Annotated in this window: 14 protein-coding genes and 1 tRNA gene; 5 read left to right on the top strand and 10 right to left on the bottom strand. The window is 33.7% G+C overall.

Going from position 1 to position 16,719, the window contains the following annotated elements; all coding sequences use genetic code 11:
- Positions 1-21: 21 nt before the first annotated feature.
- Genes AACZ49_RS06430 through AACZ49_RS06415 form a run of 4 tightly spaced genes read right to left on the bottom strand, consistent with a single transcriptional unit; the run spans position 22 to position 5,130 of the window.
- A complete protein-coding gene (locus AACZ49_RS06430; RefSeq protein ID WP_339652769.1) occupies positions 22-1,017 on the bottom strand; it encodes a hypothetical protein in 996 nt (331 codons plus the stop codon).
- Position 1,018: 1 nt separating this feature from the next.
- A complete protein-coding gene (locus AACZ49_RS06425; RefSeq protein ID WP_339652767.1) occupies positions 1,019-2,701 on the bottom strand; it encodes a hypothetical protein in 1,683 nt (560 codons plus the stop codon).
- 46 nt (positions 2,702-2,747) lie between these two features.
- Positions 2,748-4,253: a GH3 auxin-responsive promoter family protein gene (locus tag AACZ49_RS06420; RefSeq protein WP_339652766.1), complete on the bottom strand. Its 1,506-nt coding sequence runs from the start codon at positions 4,251-4,253 to the stop codon at positions 2,748-2,750.
- Positions 4,254-4,260: 7 nt separating this feature from the next.
- Positions 4,261-5,130, bottom strand: coding sequence for a M23 family metallopeptidase (locus AACZ49_RS06415; RefSeq protein WP_091625108.1), 870 nt, complete (start codon positions 5,128-5,130; stop codon positions 4,261-4,263).
- Between the two features lie 663 nt (positions 5,131-5,793).
- On the opposite strand from AACZ49_RS06415, the gene tatA reads away from it, so the two are divergent.
- From tatA to AACZ49_RS06400, 3 genes are all read left to right on the top strand, one after another.
- Positions 5,794-5,979, top strand: coding sequence for a twin-arginine translocase TatA/TatE family subunit (tatA, locus tag AACZ49_RS06410; protein WP_091625105.1), 186 nt, complete (start codon positions 5,794-5,796; stop codon positions 5,977-5,979).
- A gap of 352 nt (positions 5,980-6,331) precedes the next feature.
- Positions 6,332-8,788 carry an OmpA family protein gene (locus tag AACZ49_RS06405; RefSeq protein WP_339652763.1) on the top strand — a complete coding sequence of 819 codons (2,457 nt, stop codon included), beginning with the start codon at positions 6,332-6,334 and terminating at the stop codon, positions 8,786-8,788.
- 331 nt (positions 8,789-9,119) lie between these two features.
- Positions 9,120-9,296 carry a DUF6747 family protein gene (locus tag AACZ49_RS06400; RefSeq protein ID WP_317040627.1) on the top strand — a complete coding sequence of 59 codons (177 nt, stop codon included), beginning with the start codon at positions 9,120-9,122 and terminating at the stop codon, positions 9,294-9,296.
- A gap of 136 nt (positions 9,297-9,432) precedes the next feature.
- On the opposite strand, the gene AACZ49_RS06395 is transcribed toward AACZ49_RS06400, so the two are convergent.
- From AACZ49_RS06395 to AACZ49_RS06385, 3 genes are all read right to left on the bottom strand, one after another.
- Positions 9,433-10,434, bottom strand: a complete 1,002-nt coding sequence (locus tag AACZ49_RS06395; RefSeq protein WP_339652761.1) for a DUF4837 family protein — start codon at positions 10,432-10,434, stop codon at positions 9,433-9,435.
- A gap of 12 nt (positions 10,435-10,446) precedes the next feature.
- Positions 10,447-12,087: a LysM peptidoglycan-binding domain-containing protein gene (locus tag AACZ49_RS06390; RefSeq protein WP_339652760.1), complete on the bottom strand. Its 1,641-nt coding sequence runs from the start codon at positions 12,085-12,087 to the stop codon at positions 10,447-10,449.
- A 117-nt stretch (positions 12,088-12,204) separates the two neighbouring features.
- Positions 12,205-13,395 carry a phosphoglycerate kinase gene (locus AACZ49_RS06385; protein ID WP_339652758.1) on the bottom strand — a complete coding sequence of 397 codons (1,191 nt, stop codon included), beginning with the start codon at positions 13,393-13,395 and terminating at the stop codon, positions 12,205-12,207.
- A 125-nt stretch (positions 13,396-13,520) separates the two neighbouring features.
- On the opposite strand from AACZ49_RS06385, the gene AACZ49_RS06380 reads away from it, so the two are divergent.
- Complete coding sequence (locus tag AACZ49_RS06380; RefSeq protein WP_339652757.1) at positions 13,521-14,681, top strand: DNA polymerase III subunit delta'; 1,161 nt, start codon at positions 13,521-13,523, stop codon at positions 14,679-14,681.
- Positions 14,682-14,687: 6 nt separating this feature from the next.
- Positions 14,688-15,080, top strand: coding sequence for a DoxX family membrane protein (locus AACZ49_RS06375; protein ID WP_339652755.1), 393 nt, complete (start codon positions 14,688-14,690; stop codon positions 15,078-15,080).
- A gap of 109 nt (positions 15,081-15,189) precedes the next feature.
- Here AACZ49_RS06375 and AACZ49_RS06370 read toward each other — a convergent pair.
- The 3 genes from AACZ49_RS06370 to AACZ49_RS06360 form a co-directional block, all read right to left on the bottom strand.
- A tRNA-Cys gene (locus tag AACZ49_RS06370) sits at positions 15,190-15,260 on the bottom strand.
- 102 nt (positions 15,261-15,362) lie between these two features.
- Positions 15,363-15,722: a dihydroneopterin aldolase gene (gene folB, locus AACZ49_RS06365; protein ID WP_339652754.1), complete on the bottom strand. Its 360-nt coding sequence runs from the start codon at positions 15,720-15,722 to the stop codon at positions 15,363-15,365.
- A 44-nt stretch (positions 15,723-15,766) separates the two neighbouring features.
- The gene (locus tag AACZ49_RS06360) at positions 15,767-16,714 is read right to left on the bottom strand and encodes a type IX secretion system membrane protein PorP/SprF (protein WP_339652753.1); all 948 of its coding nucleotides are present in this window, start codon (positions 16,712-16,714) and stop codon (positions 15,767-15,769) included.
- Between the last annotated feature and the right edge of the window lie 5 nt (positions 16,715-16,719).

Below are 16,719 nucleotides of genomic sequence, written 5' to 3'. Positions count from 1 at the left end.
CTATTTAGCTATAATCTTCTATTAAAGTAACTCTTTGGACTTTTTATTTAGATAAATTATCGCTGATACAATAAAGAAAAGCAAAATAAACATTATTGGAATCAAAATAATGTTCTTGTTTAAAAAAGACTTCTGTACCTCTTGAGGTTTCCCAAAATTAATAATGCCAATTGGACTTGTTTGCTCTACTAATTCTAATCTCTTTATCTCAGTATCACGAATCAACTGATTTTTATATTCAAACAAATCTGCAATATTCACTTGTTCCTGATTATCCAAGACAATACGATCGCCATCCAAACTATTTCCTTTAGAGGCTAAACTACTGGTATAGTTTTTTATAATTTCATCGACTTGTTTCAATAAAATTTGATTTTCCTCAATACGGCTATTCGCATTGGCCCTGCTAATTTCAATAAGTCCATTAAAATATGGATTTGTATTAATATACTCCATAACCTTTTTCGCAAAAATTTTACCTAATTCCACCTTTCTATAATAAAAAGTGATCCTCTGATTAAAGGAGCTTTTATTTTGTAGTTCTGCTCTTACAATATCGTCAATAGCATCCGTATTTTCGAAACTTTGAAGAAGCTCTAAGTATTGCAAATCTGTTACAGAAGTACCTTCTTCAATGACTCGATTAATTGTAACTTCCAATCCTATAAAGTCAATCTCTTGTATACCAATAGTTTTAAAAAATAACGTATCTTTTGCATTAATATTAGATTGAATCTCACCTATAACATCATATAGATAATTTTTACTTTCCAGTTGTGGTTTAACAATGACCTCTATCTTTAGTCTTTTAGAAATAATTTTATTAAGCCCATAACCTATAACCAAGCCTAATATTACCAAACCAATTAATATAAAAATATTCTTCTTTAAATACAGGAAGACTCTTAAAAAAAATCGAAATATGGCATTAAATCCCTTTCCTATCAATTGAAACAATTGTCCCAAATCTATTTCATCGGAACTGTTTTGAGTTTTTGGTGATTGATTTTCAGCCATTCTATGAATTAAATATTTGTTTTAAAATTTTATCGGTAATTAGATACGTGGGCTTAACTCCTGTTGTACCCAATCCTCCAGAGGCTAATGTACTGCCTGTTTCCAAAGGATTATCTGATGCATAATATGCGTATCTAACCTTAACATTTTCACTGATACTCTTTCTTATTTTAGATGCTGATTGTATCGCTTTCTGATAGTGCACTCCTTCCATCTCCAGTCCTATGACATTCCAAGTTGATTTATGAAAGAACTTTAAAATATCCTTGTTTTGTAGCGAGGTGCCCAAAACTGTTACCATAGTTCCTTCAAAAACTTTAAGCCCATACCCTTCAAAATCTTTGGCACATAACTCATTCTTAAATGGATAGTTATCTGCAGTTCCTTCAAAAATATGCGCCGACGGAATCATCAAATCACCTTTTCCGCCTTCAAGTATACCTGCTTTCCCCATTATTGAAACTGAATCCACATTAATTAAAGATCCATTGTTCTTTTTGGTGATATATGGTTTTAACAACTCATCAATAGTTTCATAGGCCTGTTCACCAAAGGCGTAATCCATTACAAATATAACAGGTTTTTTATCAATCTCTTTAGTTGAAAATTCGTATGAACAATTGTTAACTTTTATCTTCGCCGTATCAAAAATTTGAACATCGATATTGGTGCCCGAAGTATCATCTATTGAAATCATCCCATTGATTTCTGCTAACTCGGTTACTTTTTTCCTTAATTGAGCATTACCATCGCTACTTAATGCCTCGAATATATCTAATGAGTCTGAATCTGAAAATTCGCTAGTCAAAGCCGCCTTTGCAAAAAGTGAGTTCATAACGCTATGCATATTTGCGGATATTATATGGATAGGTCTATGTTGTAAATTATTTTTTACTATAATACTTTTAATATTATTTGCCCAAATTTCACCATGAATATGATGCCCCAATCGCTCTCTCAATAAAGCGCTAAATGTTATAGCTCTTTTTTCACCAGATATTTCTTCTTCCAGTGCTAGCTTTCCAAGCCAGTAAATTACTTTTAAAAATCGTTCTGGATTCGTTTTGGTACTGAACTTTTTATAGACCTCCAATATCTCCTCGAAAGACCGTCCTAAGATATTGGCTGTATGGATTAAGGCTATTTCGCGTTCTTCTTGAGTTAATTCTTCTTTATTAACAGCATTTTCAAGCTTTGCCCAATCTCTTATTGTTTTTTCTGTTTCAGGTATTAAAATTCGATTACAGATTTTTTCAGATTCAATAAACAAAAAAGTTAGGTGCGTTAAAATATCGTAGATGTCAGAACGACCTCGTGTAATCTCAATATTCATCTGCTCATCATCAATACGATAACAATTTCTCCTTCTCTTTGGTGGTATGATTGGGTTGATGTGGGAAATACCGTAACCTTCATCAGATGTTAAATTGATAAACGTACATTGCTCAATACCTTCTGGCAAACGCTCTAACACATAAATAAGACCATTTAATTCAGCCTTTTCTTCACCAACCGAGCCGTATATTTCAGGTCTTAATTGTAATAGTGCATTTTTTAATGCTTCACCAGAAACTCCATTAGGCTTATAAAATCCTCTATTAAAAAGATGACGCATGGTAATATACATGCGTTCAATAGCATTTGTGGATTCTTGAGCTCTAGTTGTAGTAATTGCTTTTCCCATGGAAGATTTCAAACAAAATTACAATATAAAATTTGTTAATAAAATGCTAGACTTTCGTCTTGCTGTATTTTGACAAACTATCGGCGACCTTTCTGTCGTTTGATAATCTTTGAACTTTATTTTGTCCGCCTAGTTTTCCTATTGATTTCATGTAAGAAAAGAAACCTCCACTTTCAATCGGAGTAATCTTTAAAGTTTGCAGAACCTTTCCAGTTATAAGGTCATAATAATAACTATTCTGCTTTTGCAAAGCGGCATCTAACTGTTGAACAAATAAATTCATATCGCTCGGTGGCTTTTCAAACTCAATGAACCATTCATGATATGGTAATTCATTTTTTTCCGGTGTAATCTGTGGTGCAACTGTAAATTCACTTACACTGGCATCTGTTGCGCTAGTTGCTACCAACATGGCTTCTTCTACTTCCTTAGCTATTACGTGTTCCCCAAAAGCTGAAATAAAGTGCTTTATTCTGCCTGAAACCACAATTTTAAAAGGATAAACAGAAACAAACCGAATGGTATCTCCTAAGTTGTATGCCCATAAACCGGCATTTGTAGTTATGATCATTACATAATCTACACCTATTTCCACATCTTTTAATGTAAGTCGTCGTGGATTATCCTCGAAAAATTCATCTGATTTTACGAACTCATAAAATATACCTGCATCTAAAAGTAAAAGCATACCATTTTCCTTTTGGGAATTTTGATAAGCAAAAAACCCTTCACTTGCAGGAAAAAGTTCAATGCTAGCAACCTTTCTACCTATTAACTTTTCAAACTTCTTTCTATAAGGTTCAAAATTGACTCCTCCATAAATAAACAGCTCAAAGTTCTTGAACAAATCACCAATATTCTGATTGGTATTTTTCTTAAGTTTTTCAAAATACATTTGCACCCATGAAGGAATACCCGCAATAACGGTCATATCCTCACCTTTGGTTTCTTCCACAATAGCAGCGACCTTGGTTTCCCAATCTTCTATGCAATTCGTCTCCCAGCTTGGCATTCTATTCTTCTGTAGATAATTAGGGACATAATGTGCTGAAATACCAGAAAGTCTGCCCAACTTAACTCCGTTTTTCTCTTCTAAAACTGGGCTACCTTGTAAAAAAATCATTTTGCCAGATACAAAATCAGCTTTACCCGTTTCATGTATATAATTTAAAATTGCGTTTCTAGATGCCTTTACCTGCTCTTTAATAGACACCTCGGTAATAGGAATATATTTTGCTCCTGATGTAGTGCCTGAAGTCTTTGCAAAGTAAATAGGTTTTCCAGGCCAAAGAACATCGCTCTCGCCAGACACGACTAAGTTTATATATTCTTTTAGTTCCTCATAATCTCTGATAGGCACATTTCGAACAAAATCATCATGAGTTCGAATGGTGCTTAGCTTATGGTCCTTTCCAAATTTGGTTTGACTAGCACTTTGTATTAGGCTTTCGAAAACCTTTTGCTGCGTTTCTATAGGTTTGTTTACCCAGTTGCTGGTCCTTTTAGCAATTCGATGAGCAAATATTTTAGCGGCTATGGTCTTTAAAGACATCTAATTTTTAATTAAAATCAATATAATTAACTGGGTCTATAGGTGTTCCATTATCCCACAGTTCAAAATGCAAATGTGGACCCGTAGTAAATTCACCTGTATTGCCTACAGATGCAATAACCTCACCGCCCCTTACAATATTTCCTTGAAACTTTGATAATGAGCCATTATGTTTATAAACACTCAATAATCCGCCTTCATGTTCGATAATAATCACGTAACCCGTATCGGCAGTCCATTCGGAAAAAATGACCGTACCATTGGCAACAGCTTTTACCGGACTATCAGTTGGAGCAGTAACATCTACCGCATAATGCTTTTCATTCGGGTTATACCCCATCGATATTGAACCTGATACTGGGGTAAATAAAACCAGATTTTTTTTGTCGATGGTTCGTTCAAACAAATTGTATTTATCCTCAAGTGCCACTTCAGCGCGTAGCAATGAATCTTCCTTTATAGGATTTAAATCTACAGATTCGGGATCTAATTTAAATTGTTGAAAAAGAGAATCTCTATTAACAACTGTATTTTCTATATCTCCCTTTAACACCATTCGAATATTATCTAAATACTTATTGGTATAATTTAAGGTTCTGACCAAGGAGTCTGTCCTATACGTAAGTTCTGTGGCTTCTTTTTTTAGCCGTGTCGAAGAATATCCAGGTATATACTCGCGTAAAGGCGTAAAGGCTATCAATAAAGTAGTTAGTCCTATAAGGGTAATCATAAAAAGAGACCCTGTAACAAAAACATTCAGCCTACTAAGTTTAAAAGATATTTTTTCCTCAAAAGTACTTTCATTCAAAATGACCAAACGGTACTTATGAAGCAACTTTCGTTTTATTTCTTTTCTTTTTTTAACTTTCTTGGCCATCCTAACAAAGATAAACTTAGAATTTAATTAAGACTATCTTTAAAATAATTAATTCTACAAGACAAGTCTAAATGCACAATACTTACGTTTTTAATAGATATCTGGTTTACATAATCTCCTAAATTGCGCTTCAAAAAGAATAAAATTAATTAAATCTCCAAATTTCATTTTTTTTTATAATAGGTGATTAACTATCTTTTTTTTTTAGTGCCTTGTTTTTATATATCCTTCTACAACATTTACTTCGTACTCTAAACCCTATATCAGACTTGTTCACAAATTCAATTATGGTCAATTTTCAATATATATAGTTTTGAATTACGTATTGAGCCATAACTATTAATAAAGTATCAATACTATAGTTTGTTTGCCTAATAACATATTATAATCTTTAACCAAAGAGTTATTCTTCATAAGAATAAACAAAGAATTCGATTACGTTAATTGAATTGATTACCAAAATGAAATGAATCAATATGTTTTACCAGACAGATCTTAATTATAAGTTATATATTAAATAAACCAATAAGTTTATTAGGGAGGGTTTATCAAATTGGTTTATAGATTTTACTTTATTTTAAATAAATAAACACTTGAAGTGAATATTAACAGCAAACTAAGAAGTTTTTAGTATCTTTGAAATCCATTTAAAAATAAAGTCTTATGACAATCTTATCTACTTTTTTGGCTATAGGTGCACCGCAAATAATTCTAGTGGTAGTGGTTGTTCTACTATTATTCGGAGGAAAAAAGATTCCTGAACTAATGAGAGGTTTAGGTAGTGGAATAAAAGAATTCAAAGATGCCTCCAAAGAGGACGATCAATTAGAAGAAAAGAAAAAAGATTAATTTATTTTAATTCTTTTTTAGAAAGCATTATCAGGCCCTGTTGTACAGGGCTTTTTTGTGTCCAGTAATAACTGGTCATTATCTTAAGCCTAGCTAAATTAGCTTTAAGCTCAGTACTTTTTTGCCCTTGAAATGCTTAAATACTTCGGCTAAAATGTATTCCAATGTTTATCGAAGCTACTGATAACATAGACTACACGACAAAAAACACTTCTTTCACAACAAATACTATACGAACCATACCATTAAAACTAATTTTGTAAGTGTTGTAGTATAACCAAACCATTATAAAACCTCAATACTACAGATTTACACCGTTGCAATCCCTTCGGCTCAAATTAGAATTATGCATATGAGAAGTTTTATAAACCTGTATTTTTTAATCTTTGTCGCTTTTATTCATGCTCAAGATTTTCAAGCTAATTTAACCTCTGAACAATCTTTCATCTCCGAATCTACACCTGTGCTTGAAATTGAGGTAACGGACTCAGAAGCATTTGAGAGAACTGCTGAATCCTACGCTATTCCACATAAAACATTTGAAAATATTAAAGATGTTCAGAATGGTTATTATGTAATCTCAGGTATTTTTAGTAAGAGTAAAAATCTAAAATCTCAAGTTAAAAAGTTAAATAAAAAGGGCTTTGATTCAGGTTATTTTCAAAACCCCGAAAACGATTTATTCTATCTTTATTTAAATCACTATAAATCGTGGGAGACAGCTTTAGAAGAGTGTAGTACAAAATTCAACAATCGTTATGATAAAGAATTCTGGATGCTTAAAATAGCCAATAATGAACCTGATTCCGAATTAATTTCTTTAGAAGATGTTACCTATGAACATTTAGAAAATTCTGAACAAAGCACATTGACTTCAAATAAACATGTTGCCCTTACATCAGTTGAAAAAGAATCAAAAAATAAACTTGTACAGAGGGCAGATGAGTACTTTAATAAAATGTGGTACGCAGAGGCTGCAAAACTTTATGAACTTGCCTTAAACAAGAATGATGACGCCTACACCTTTGACGTTTTAAAAAAGGCGGGGGATGCGCACTATTTTAATACTGATATGGAAAAAGCCTATAAATGGTATAATATCTTGTATGAAAAATATGAATCAGAAATGAGCTCAGATTATATTTTTAAGTATGCACATTCACTTAAAGGAACCGGAAATTACAAAAGGTCTAAACGCCTTATGAAATTATATAATAGAAAGTTAGCAGGAGAAAAGATAGAACAAAATAGTGAATTAAATGAAATTGTATTAGATGGTCTTTTACGAATGGATGACAGGTTTGATGTTAAAAATATTAATGTTAATTCAAAATATTCTGAATTCTCACCAATGTTCTACAATGGCGACGAAATTGTTTACGCTTCAGCAAAAGATTCTTCTGTATTTAATACTAGGCGGTATAAATGGAATAATCAACCTTACTTGGATTTGTATGTAGCCAAGATAAATGAAGAATCTCAAGATTTAAAAAACGCTATAAAGTTCTCGAAAGAAATTAACACTAAATACCATGAAGCATCGGTAGCCTTCTCGCCTGATAATGAAACCATGTATTTTACGAGAAATAATTATGGAAAAAAGTTAAAAAGAGATAAGAATGGTATAAACCACCTTAAAATATACCGTTCTAAAAAAATAAATGGAGAATGGACAAAGGCAGATGAAGTATCTTTTAATAGTGATGAATATTCAACGGGTCACCCTGCTTTAAGCAAAGACGGCAAGCAACTTTATTTTGTTTCAGATATGCCAGGTAGTATAGGTGAAACAGATATTTTCGTGGTAGACGTTTTAGAAGATGGTTCTTTCTCTACACCAAGAAACCTAGGTCCTGAAATCAATACAGAACATAAAGAAATGTTTCCTTTTATAAATGAAAAGAAACTTTACTTTTCTTCAGATGGTCATGTTGGATTAGGAGGTTTAGATATTTTTGAAGTTGCCTTCGATGATGAAGTTGGCTTTCTAGAAGTAAGAAATGTTGGAAAACCTATAAATAGTAAAAAGGATGATTTTTCATTTATAGTAGATGAGGATACACAAAAAGGATACTTTGCATCTAATCGTGCGGGCGGTAAAGGTGATGATGATATTTACTCGTTCAAAACATTACAAATTGAGGAAATTCCAGCGAATACAAACGCCATTTCCGGCATAGTTACAGAATTGTTAGGTGGTGATATCATGCCAAATGCATTGGTACAACTATTAGATGAGAACAACATCAAACTTAAAGAAATGGAGACCGACGAAAATGGAAGTTTCGTTTTTGAAGATCTAGAATCGGATAAAAGATATGTGCTGAAAACTACAAAAGGCTCTTACTTTGATGACACCAGAGATGCAGCAACAAAAAATAACGAAATCGTAAACGTTGATGTTTCAATGAGAAAACTTAATGATATGATTGCAGTTGAAAACGGAATTAGAAAGCTGAAGACAGAGATGATTCACTTTAATTTCGACAAATCATATATTCGAAAAGATGCCTCTTTAGAACTTGATAAATTGATTGCTGTCATGAATGATACACCAAACATGATTATTAAAATTGAATCACATACCGATTCACGAGGTGATGCGGTATATAACAAATACCTTTCTGATAAACGCGCCAAATCAACAAGGGAGTATATTATAGCAAAAGGTATAGACCCATCACGAATTGAAAGTGCAATTGGATATGGCGAAGAAAAATTACTTAATGGCTGTGATGGCTCTGTTCGCTGTACAGAAGAACAGCACTATCTTAACCGAAGGTCAGAATTTATTATTGTAGATATGTAAACTTTAAAAACACCGCCTTTGGCGGTGTTTTTTTTACTAATAAATTCTGCCTTTGACAAAGGAAGTATGGTGTTATACATAAACTCTAATAATCACTTCTAAACAGTCCTTTTTGTCATCTTTATTTAGCCATTAGCCCTTAGTTTTATACCTTTTACCGAATACGACACTTTCTCCACTCTTGTATTTAATCCGCCATATTTTACAGTTCATAGAAATAGTTTTAATGTAGATGCTTTTCGAAGTATTAATTCCCCTTTTAACTAATCTTTTCAATAAACGAAGAATTAAAAGCCAACTTTATATTTCAGGAACCCCTAAAATATAGGATATGGAAAAAATTACTTTAGTTAAAGAATTATACACAGAAGCGTTTAGAAATTGGAGAAGCTTTATTCTTGAGAATTATTTTAAGATCTTCTCTTGGTTATGCTTTGTGTTAATTGGCTTGGCAATATATGCTATAGTTTTTAGAATATCTACTGGGTTTACTTTTAGTAACATATAGATTATTTTTAGAGTAGCATTTTTACTTTACTATTACTATGCCAAGTTCCTAGAACAACTTTGCAACACTTAAAGGTTAAAATATGAAAAGGCCCAGGAATATCCTGGGCCTTTATTTTTTCAGTTAATTGAATTAATTATTTCTTCTCTTCTACGTTAAATTGAACAGACTTAAGTATCGCTTCCAATTCGAACATATAGTCTCTCTTCTTAGTCGCTGGTGCAAATACAAAGCCCTCTAATATTAGTTTACGATTGTTTTCTTTATCGTTTATAATATAGGTTAAAAATGGGCCTGCCATTGGGTATGCGGACATTTCCCATATTCCCCTTACTTCTGCTGCTTTTTTGCCCGAAACCTCGGCAGGAAAGACATATGGTGTAAATGCCTTTTCTGTAATCATGTGATTATTTTTACCTGCAACATCACTTCCTTTAATATAAAGATCACCTATAGAATCGCGCATTCTAATGATGTCTTGTGCAAAAGTGGAATCGTTCTGAAAACCATTCTCTGGCATGGTATAGGCAATAATATTCATGTTCCCTTTTTGGATTTCACGCGAAATCCAAACAAAATTGTCTTCTTCTCGGCCTACTCTATAAATTGAAGGTATTTTCATCGAAATTTTAAACTTATCTACTAAAGCCTTCTCCTTATTTAAAGATTTTTCAAATCGTTTTTGCGCTTTTGAAATTTCAAGTGTTTTAAAGTTCTTAATGAATTCTACCGAAGTTTTTTTGATGTTTTCGATGAGTTCTTGCTTGTTTCGTCCTTTAATTACTCCAACCTTTTGTGGCTTAGCGTACATATTGGATTTCATATGGGCCACATTTAACGAATCTTCCATTACATATAGAACAGAGCTCGTATTTCTAATAGATCCTGAAAAAATTTGCTGTGGGATTTGGGTAACGCTAAATAGTGCTTCGTCCCAAGTTAGGCCTTGTGCTGCTGCAGTATAATTTTCTCTAATTGCATCACCAACACTACTTTTCCATAACTCATTATCGATTACTACCGTAAGCGTATTCATTGCGCCTACAGATTCTGGCAAATAATCGGCTTTGCCCTCTTCCTTACAGGCAATTGACAATCCTAAAATTGCCAAAAAATAAAGTAAAATTCTTTTTTTCATTGGTGTTTTAATTTACGAAGAACAGTCACACAATTTAAGTTTTGTGCCTAGTTTTAAATTATTACCGCTAATACCGTTCCACTTTCGCAAATTTTCTATACTAACTCCAGGATATTTTCTAGAAATGGTCCACAATGAGTCTCCTCTTCTTACTTCGTGCGTTTTTGAATTACCTGCCACACTAGATCTGGATGGTGCTTCCCGCGGCTTAATTACGGTAACTCCATTTTTTCTTGGATAAATTGTTAATCGTTGTCCGATACGTAAATTATTACTCCGTAAACCATTCCACTGTTTAAGTTGGCTAACCCCTACTCCGTAACGTTCTGCTATCTTCCCCAGAAAATCACCGTCCTTTACTCTATAACGTATACTATTTTGTTCCGCTTGTTTTGTGATTTCTGCAAGCAGACTTTCCTTGCTTTTTAATTCTTCCTCTACATGGGCATAAATTGCCTCTTCATTTGCCACAAATTTTCCCATTTTATGCACAGGTAATCTCAATGCATGAGTTTTGCCCTTAACGAAAGGAATAACATCTAACTTATAGGACGGATTTAATATTTTTAATTCCTCCTTATCGATGCCGGTTAGATCTGAAATTTGGTCAAATGTAATTAAGCTTTTTACATGTATTGTGTCTGTTTCGAAATAAGCGCGTTCTGCTCTTTTCGTTTTTAATCCATGTTCCTCGGCATATTCAAAAATGTACATGGTAGCTTGAAAAGCTGGCACATAGCCTGCCGTTTCCCTTGGTAGGTTTCGTCTAATATTCCAATAGTTTCTTTGACCTCCGCTTCTACGTATTGCTTTATTTACATTTCCAGGTCCAGAATTATACGCAGCTAGCGCCAAATCCCAATCATTATAAATTCTATATAATCTATTCAAATAGTTACACGCTGCCTCAGTTGATTTAATTGGATCACTACGATCATCAACATAACTGTTGATATTCAAATTCATTTCTCTACCAGTACCGTACATAAACTGCCATAACCCTGTTGCGCCTACGCGAGATCTTGCTTTGGGATTCAAAGCCGATTCTACTATAGATAGATATTTCATTTCTAATGGAATATCATGATTATCTAATTGCTGCTCGAATAAAGGAAAATAGAATTGACTTAAGGTAAGCATACGCTCCATTAAATCTCTTTTTCTTGTTAGAAATGATTTAATTACATTCTCTAAAGATGCATTATATTCTACATTAAAAGGGGTCTTTTCATTTAACCTTGCCAAACGAATTTTTAAAGTATCTGTAGGCAGGTCTAAAACGAAATTGGAGATTGTGTCAAGCTCCATTACTTCTTGATACATTTCATCAAAAAGAGGGGCTGCTTCCACAAGTTCTTTCATCCAAAGACTATCAAACTTTGCAGCCAATTTATTATCCTCAAGATTGTAAGATGATGATTCTGTTGGCTTAAATAATACTAACTTTTCTTTTGGAGTATTGGTTAAATTCCCTTTTTGATTCATAGGTAATGCCGTAAACGCACTATTATCTAAAGAATCAATGTCAATAATTAAGACATCACTTATCGAATCTTTCACCGTAGTATTTGAGTCTTTATTTTGGGCAGAGCCCAAAATTGGAACTAAGATTAATCCCAAGAAATAAAAACATTTGTAGGCTAATTGCTTCATAAGAGGCGAAATTTAATACGGAACTAACGAAAATCGTACATTTTTTAATGAGAATAAAATAAATTCTCTTAAAATGCACAATTTTTCGTTGTAACCCGATTATCGATAACGCCTTTACTAGGCTAATATCGCAGCGATACCAGGCAAGGTTTTGCCCTCTAAACTTTCTAACATTGCGCCTCCGCCTGTTGATACATAACTTACTTTGTTTTCAAAACCAAACTGTTTCACAGCAGCAACAGAATCCCCACCGCCGACTAATGAAAAAGCACCATTTTTTGTTGCCTCATTAATATAGTTGCCAACTGCTATAGTTCCCTTAGCAAATTTTTCCATTTCAAAAACGCCAATAGGTCCGTTCCAAAGAATGGTTTTAGAAGCTAAAATGACCTTTTTAAAATTTTGCAACGTATCTGGGCCGGCATCCAATCCTTGCCAACCATCTGGTATTTTATCCACTTCTAACACTTGTGTATTTGCATTCGCGTCAAAATCATCTGCCGCTATAACATCTACAGGTATATGAACATTTACACCTTTTTGCTTTGCCTTTTCAAGGATTTCCATCGCAAGATCCATTTTGTCATCTTCACAAATCGAATCACCTACCTTTCCACCTTGAGCCTTAATAAAAGTATAGGTCATTCCGCCTCCTATAATCAAGTCGTCTACTTTATCAAGAATATTTTCAATAATAGTAATTTTCGAAGATACTTTTGCCCCGCCAAGAATAGCTAATACTGGCTTTTCACCAGTAGCCATAACTTTTTCTATCGCTTCTATTTCTTTAGCCATTAACAATCCGAAACACTTAGCATTCGGAAAAAACTTTGCCACAACAGTAGTAGATGCATGTGCACGGTGTGCTGTTCCAAAAGCATCATTAACGTATATATCCCCTAGTTTTGAAAGTTTTTCTGCAAAAGACTCGTCTCCATTTTCCTCTTCGTCATAATATCTAAGATTTTCTAATAAAAGTACTTCTCCATTCTTGAGTTCTGCTACAGCTTGTTCTGCTTTTCCACCAACACAATCATCCACAAATTTCACAGAAACACCAATGACATCGGAAACAGCAGCACAAATATGCTTTAAAGATAAGTCTGGATTGCGTTCGCCTTTAGGTCTCCCCAAATGACTCATCAATACAGCACTACCACCATCTTCCAAAATCTTGATGATTGTAGGTTTTGCAGCTTCAATTCTATTGGTATCCGTTACTTCAAATTTATCATTTAAGGGAACATTAAAGTCCACTCTTATTAACGCTTTCTTATTTTCAAAATTAAAGTCATTCAATACTTTCATGCTATTTTCCTTTTGTTAGATAACAAATGTAAAGATTAATACCCTTGCGATAAAGTGCTAAACAGGTTAATTTATCCTCAATTCCATTAATTTTGTTATGCTTTAAAACAACTATATTTGAAACCATGTTATTCAAAGATATTTTAGGTCTTTCCCATATTAAAAATCACTTGGCTTTAAGTGCTGATGCCGGTCGTATACCCCATGCGCAACTTTTTGTTGGACCAGAAGGCTGTGGACTTTTACCTATGGCATTGGCGTATGCCCAATATATAATCTGCCAAAATACAAATGGAGAAAATATTGGGGCCAATGAAGCCTGTAACCTAAAGTTTAATTCTTTTGCCCACCCAGACGTTCATTTTGCTTTTCCTGTTGCCAATTCAGACAAGGTTAAATCTCATGCGGTTAGCAACCATTACATGAAAGAATGGCGCGAATTCATAATAGAACAGCCTTATGGCAATTTGTTTGACTGGTATCGTCATATTGAAATTGAAAAAAAGCAAGGTCAAATTGGTGTTGATGAAGCACAGGAAATTGTAAAAAAACTCTATTTAAAATCTTATGAAGGTGGCTATAAGGTAATGTTGATTTGGATGGCCGAAAAAATGAATACCGCCGCTTCTAACAAATTATTGAAGCTGATCGAGGAGCCACCCGATAAAACTATCTTTCTTCTTTTATGTGAAGATGAAGAACAAATAATACAAACTATTAAATCGAGATGCCAAGTAGTTCATTTTCCCCCTTTGACGGAAGATGCAATAGCAAATGCTTTAATTGAAAAAGGAGCCGCAAAGCCCGAAGCTATGAGATTGGCACACGAAGCGAACGGTAATTTCAATAAAGCTTTAGATCTATTGAATAATGACTCTGAAGATTTAGTCTTTGAGAATTGGTTTGTACAATGGGTTCGAAGTGCCTTTAAGGCAAAAGGTAATAAGGCCGCAATTCATGAATTATTACTTTGGAGCGAAGAAGTTGCGAAGACAGGTAGAGAAACGCAGAAAAATTTTCTGCTTTATTGCATTACGGTAATGCGGCAAGCTTTAATGATAAATTACGGTGCAGAGGAACTTGCTTATTTAAAGATACATGCGGAAGGATTTCAACTGAAGAAATTTGCGCCATTTGTGCATGAAAACAATATTCTAGATATAACCAAAGAACTTGAAGATGCAATATATCATATTGAACGAAATGGTAATTCAAAGATAATTTTCACTGACCTGTCAATCAAACTAACGCGATTATTGCACAGAAAAAAAACCGAACTTAAATAAACTTTTATGAAAAACATTTTAGACCATGCAACAGAAATTTTACTTTTATTATTTTTAATAATTACTTTTCTACAAAGTGGTTTTGACAAAATATCTGATTGGAATGGAAATGTCTCATGGCTGAAAGAACATTTTTCTAAAACACCACTTAGAAACATCGTACCCTTAATGGTCGGTATAATTTTAGTTGCCGAAGTATTTGCAGGTATACTTTGCTTAATCGGTATATACCAACTCTTAAGTACAGGTGATACCCTCTTTGCACTTTATGGTGCAATACTATCATGTATAACCTTACTCTTGTTATTGTTTGGGCAACGTGTTGCTAAAGATTACGAAGGGGCTAAAACCATTGCGGTATATTTTATACCAGCTATTCTATTGGTCTTTATTTTGTAGTCTTAGTCATTAGGAAAATTGCAGTTTAATAGTCGTTAAATTTGTTAAAGACTACCTGAACAAATTAATTATAAATAAAAAACCCTCTTAATAAGGAGGGTTTTTTTTGAGGCATCGAGCGGATTCGAACCGCTGTACAAGCTTTTGCAGAGCTGCGCCTAGCCACTCGGCCACGATGCCATTTTTTTAAGCGATAGCAAAAATAAACAATTATCCTTTTCCAAATGCCATACAGAACCAAGAAAATAAAGGAATACTGCTTATTTAAGATTTAAAAACCAATTACTCTCTGCTTAAATTTAATGATACCGTTACTTTTTCAACATCTCCGTTTATAGGTGGATTGATTTTTGAAACGGAAACCATTGAATTTTCTACGGATGGAAGTTCTAAAAATATTCGATCAATAATTCTTTTGGCTACGTGTTCCAATAATTTAGAAGGTATCGCCATTTCCTGTTTGACAATTTTGTTGATGTGAACATAATCAACCGTATCTTTCAACTGATCAGATATCGAAGCTTTCAATAAATTCGTATCTACCGACACATTAACCAAATAATCACTGCCAATATTGGTTTCTTGCGGCAAACAACCATGATGTGCGTATGCCTTTATATTTTCTAATTGTACTTTACCCATTATTCATGTTCTGGAGAACAAACTTAATCAATCTCGTTGAAGGTTTAATAGGTACAACGGCAATTACTAATACCTTGAAACAAATCTACGCCTATAGTAACCACATGGGTTCCTGAACTGTAGCCTAAAATCTCATTAAGAATAACTTGATAAGAGTATCCGAAGTAAAAATTACTCTTCTTTAAACCAGCAATAGGGGCTATATAGAGTGGGTTTCCTATTTGATCATTTAGAAAACGATAGTTAATACCTGCATAATAATAATCTTCAAAATCGTAAAACCTAAATTTCAAGTTCAAATCGGTTACCGAACGACCATCACTTTCAAATAATTGGAAGAAAATAGAAGGTTCTACTTCTACCTTGCTCGTTCTTTTCTTCATATACCTATACCCGGTATATACATAGTAATTTCTAAGTCTATTTGGCTCAAAAATAGGGTTGAAATTACTTAAATCCTTATCTAATATATTCGAAGCATTTACGCTGAAGTAAAACTTATCGAACCGATAAAGCATACCAACATCAAAGTTATGATTCGTAGTTGCCCTATCATCAGTTACCGATGGATCTAAGGCATCAAAATTCTGAATATCAATTCGAAACTGATTAAAATTATAGGAAAGTCCGAAAGATAAAAACTCGTCATCATAACGATCTAAAGTAAGGTGATGCGCAAAAGAAAGTCGTGCTCCGCGTTGTTTTGTTTCACCGTTACTGTCGTTATATAATAAGGTTCCTATACCAGACTTCTCACCTATTCTCATATCAGCTGCAAGCGACTGGGTATCGGGCGCATCTTTAATGCCTACCCATTGTGTAAGACCATTAAGACGAATTTTCACATGATCCCCTATACCGGCATATGTTGGCGACATCACAAAAGGGTTATCTGCAAGGTATTGCGATAATTGGGGTATGGTAAGCTCCTGCGCTTTAGCAGCAAAGGCACTAATAAAAAATGCTAAGGTCAATAGACTGTTTCGCATCATCTTTT

Source organism: uncultured Maribacter sp. (assembly GCF_963975365.1).
Taxonomy (GTDB): Bacteria; Bacteroidota; Bacteroidia; order Flavobacteriales; family Flavobacteriaceae; genus Maribacter.
The sequence above is the reverse complement of the archived record's forward strand: the minus strand, read 5'-3'. Positions and strand labels throughout refer to the sequence as shown.

Excerpts from the sequence above, each read along its gene's own strand:
- AACZ49_RS06360 (WP_339652753.1), bottom strand. The coding sequence starts at position 16,714 with ATGATGCGAAACAGTCTATTGACCTTAGCATTTTTTATTAGTGCCTTT.
- AACZ49_RS06380 (WP_339652757.1), top strand. The coding sequence starts at position 13,521 with ATGTTATTCAAAGATATTTTAGGTCTTTCCCATATTAAAAATCACTTG.
- AACZ49_RS06400 (WP_317040627.1), top strand. The coding sequence starts at position 9,120 with ATGGAAAAAATTACTTTAGTTAAAGAATTATACACAGAAGCGTTTAGA.
- folB (WP_339652754.1), bottom strand. The coding sequence starts at position 15,722 with ATGGGTAAAGTACAATTAGAAAATATAAAGGCATACGCACATCATGGT.
- AACZ49_RS06425 (WP_339652767.1), bottom strand. The coding sequence starts at position 2,701 with ATGGGAAAAGCAATTACTACAACTAGAGCTCAAGAATCCACAAATGCT.
- AACZ49_RS06390 (WP_339652760.1), bottom strand. The coding sequence starts at position 12,087 with ATGAAGCAATTAGCCTACAAATGTTTTTATTTCTTGGGATTAATCTTA.
- AACZ49_RS06420 (WP_339652766.1), bottom strand. The coding sequence starts at position 4,253 with ATGTCTTTAAAGACCATAGCCGCTAAAATATTTGCTCATCGAATTGCT.
- AACZ49_RS06415 (WP_091625108.1), bottom strand. The coding sequence starts at position 5,130 with ATGGCCAAGAAAGTTAAAAAAAGAAAAGAAATAAAACGAAAGTTGCTT.
- AACZ49_RS06405 (WP_339652763.1), top strand. The coding sequence starts at position 6,332 with ATGAGAAGTTTTATAAACCTGTATTTTTTAATCTTTGTCGCTTTTATT.
- tatA (WP_091625105.1), top strand. The coding sequence starts at position 5,794 with ATGACAATCTTATCTACTTTTTTGGCTATAGGTGCACCGCAAATAATT.
- AACZ49_RS06430 (WP_339652769.1), bottom strand. The coding sequence starts at position 1,017 with ATGGCTGAAAATCAATCACCAAAAACTCAAAACAGTTCCGATGAAATA.
- AACZ49_RS06385 (WP_339652758.1), bottom strand. The coding sequence starts at position 13,395 with ATGAAAGTATTGAATGACTTTAATTTTGAAAATAAGAAAGCGTTAATA.
- AACZ49_RS06375 (WP_339652755.1), top strand. The coding sequence starts at position 14,688 with ATGAAAAACATTTTAGACCATGCAACAGAAATTTTACTTTTATTATTT.
- AACZ49_RS06395 (WP_339652761.1), bottom strand. The coding sequence starts at position 10,434 with ATGAAAAAAAGAATTTTACTTTATTTTTTGGCAATTTTAGGATTGTCA.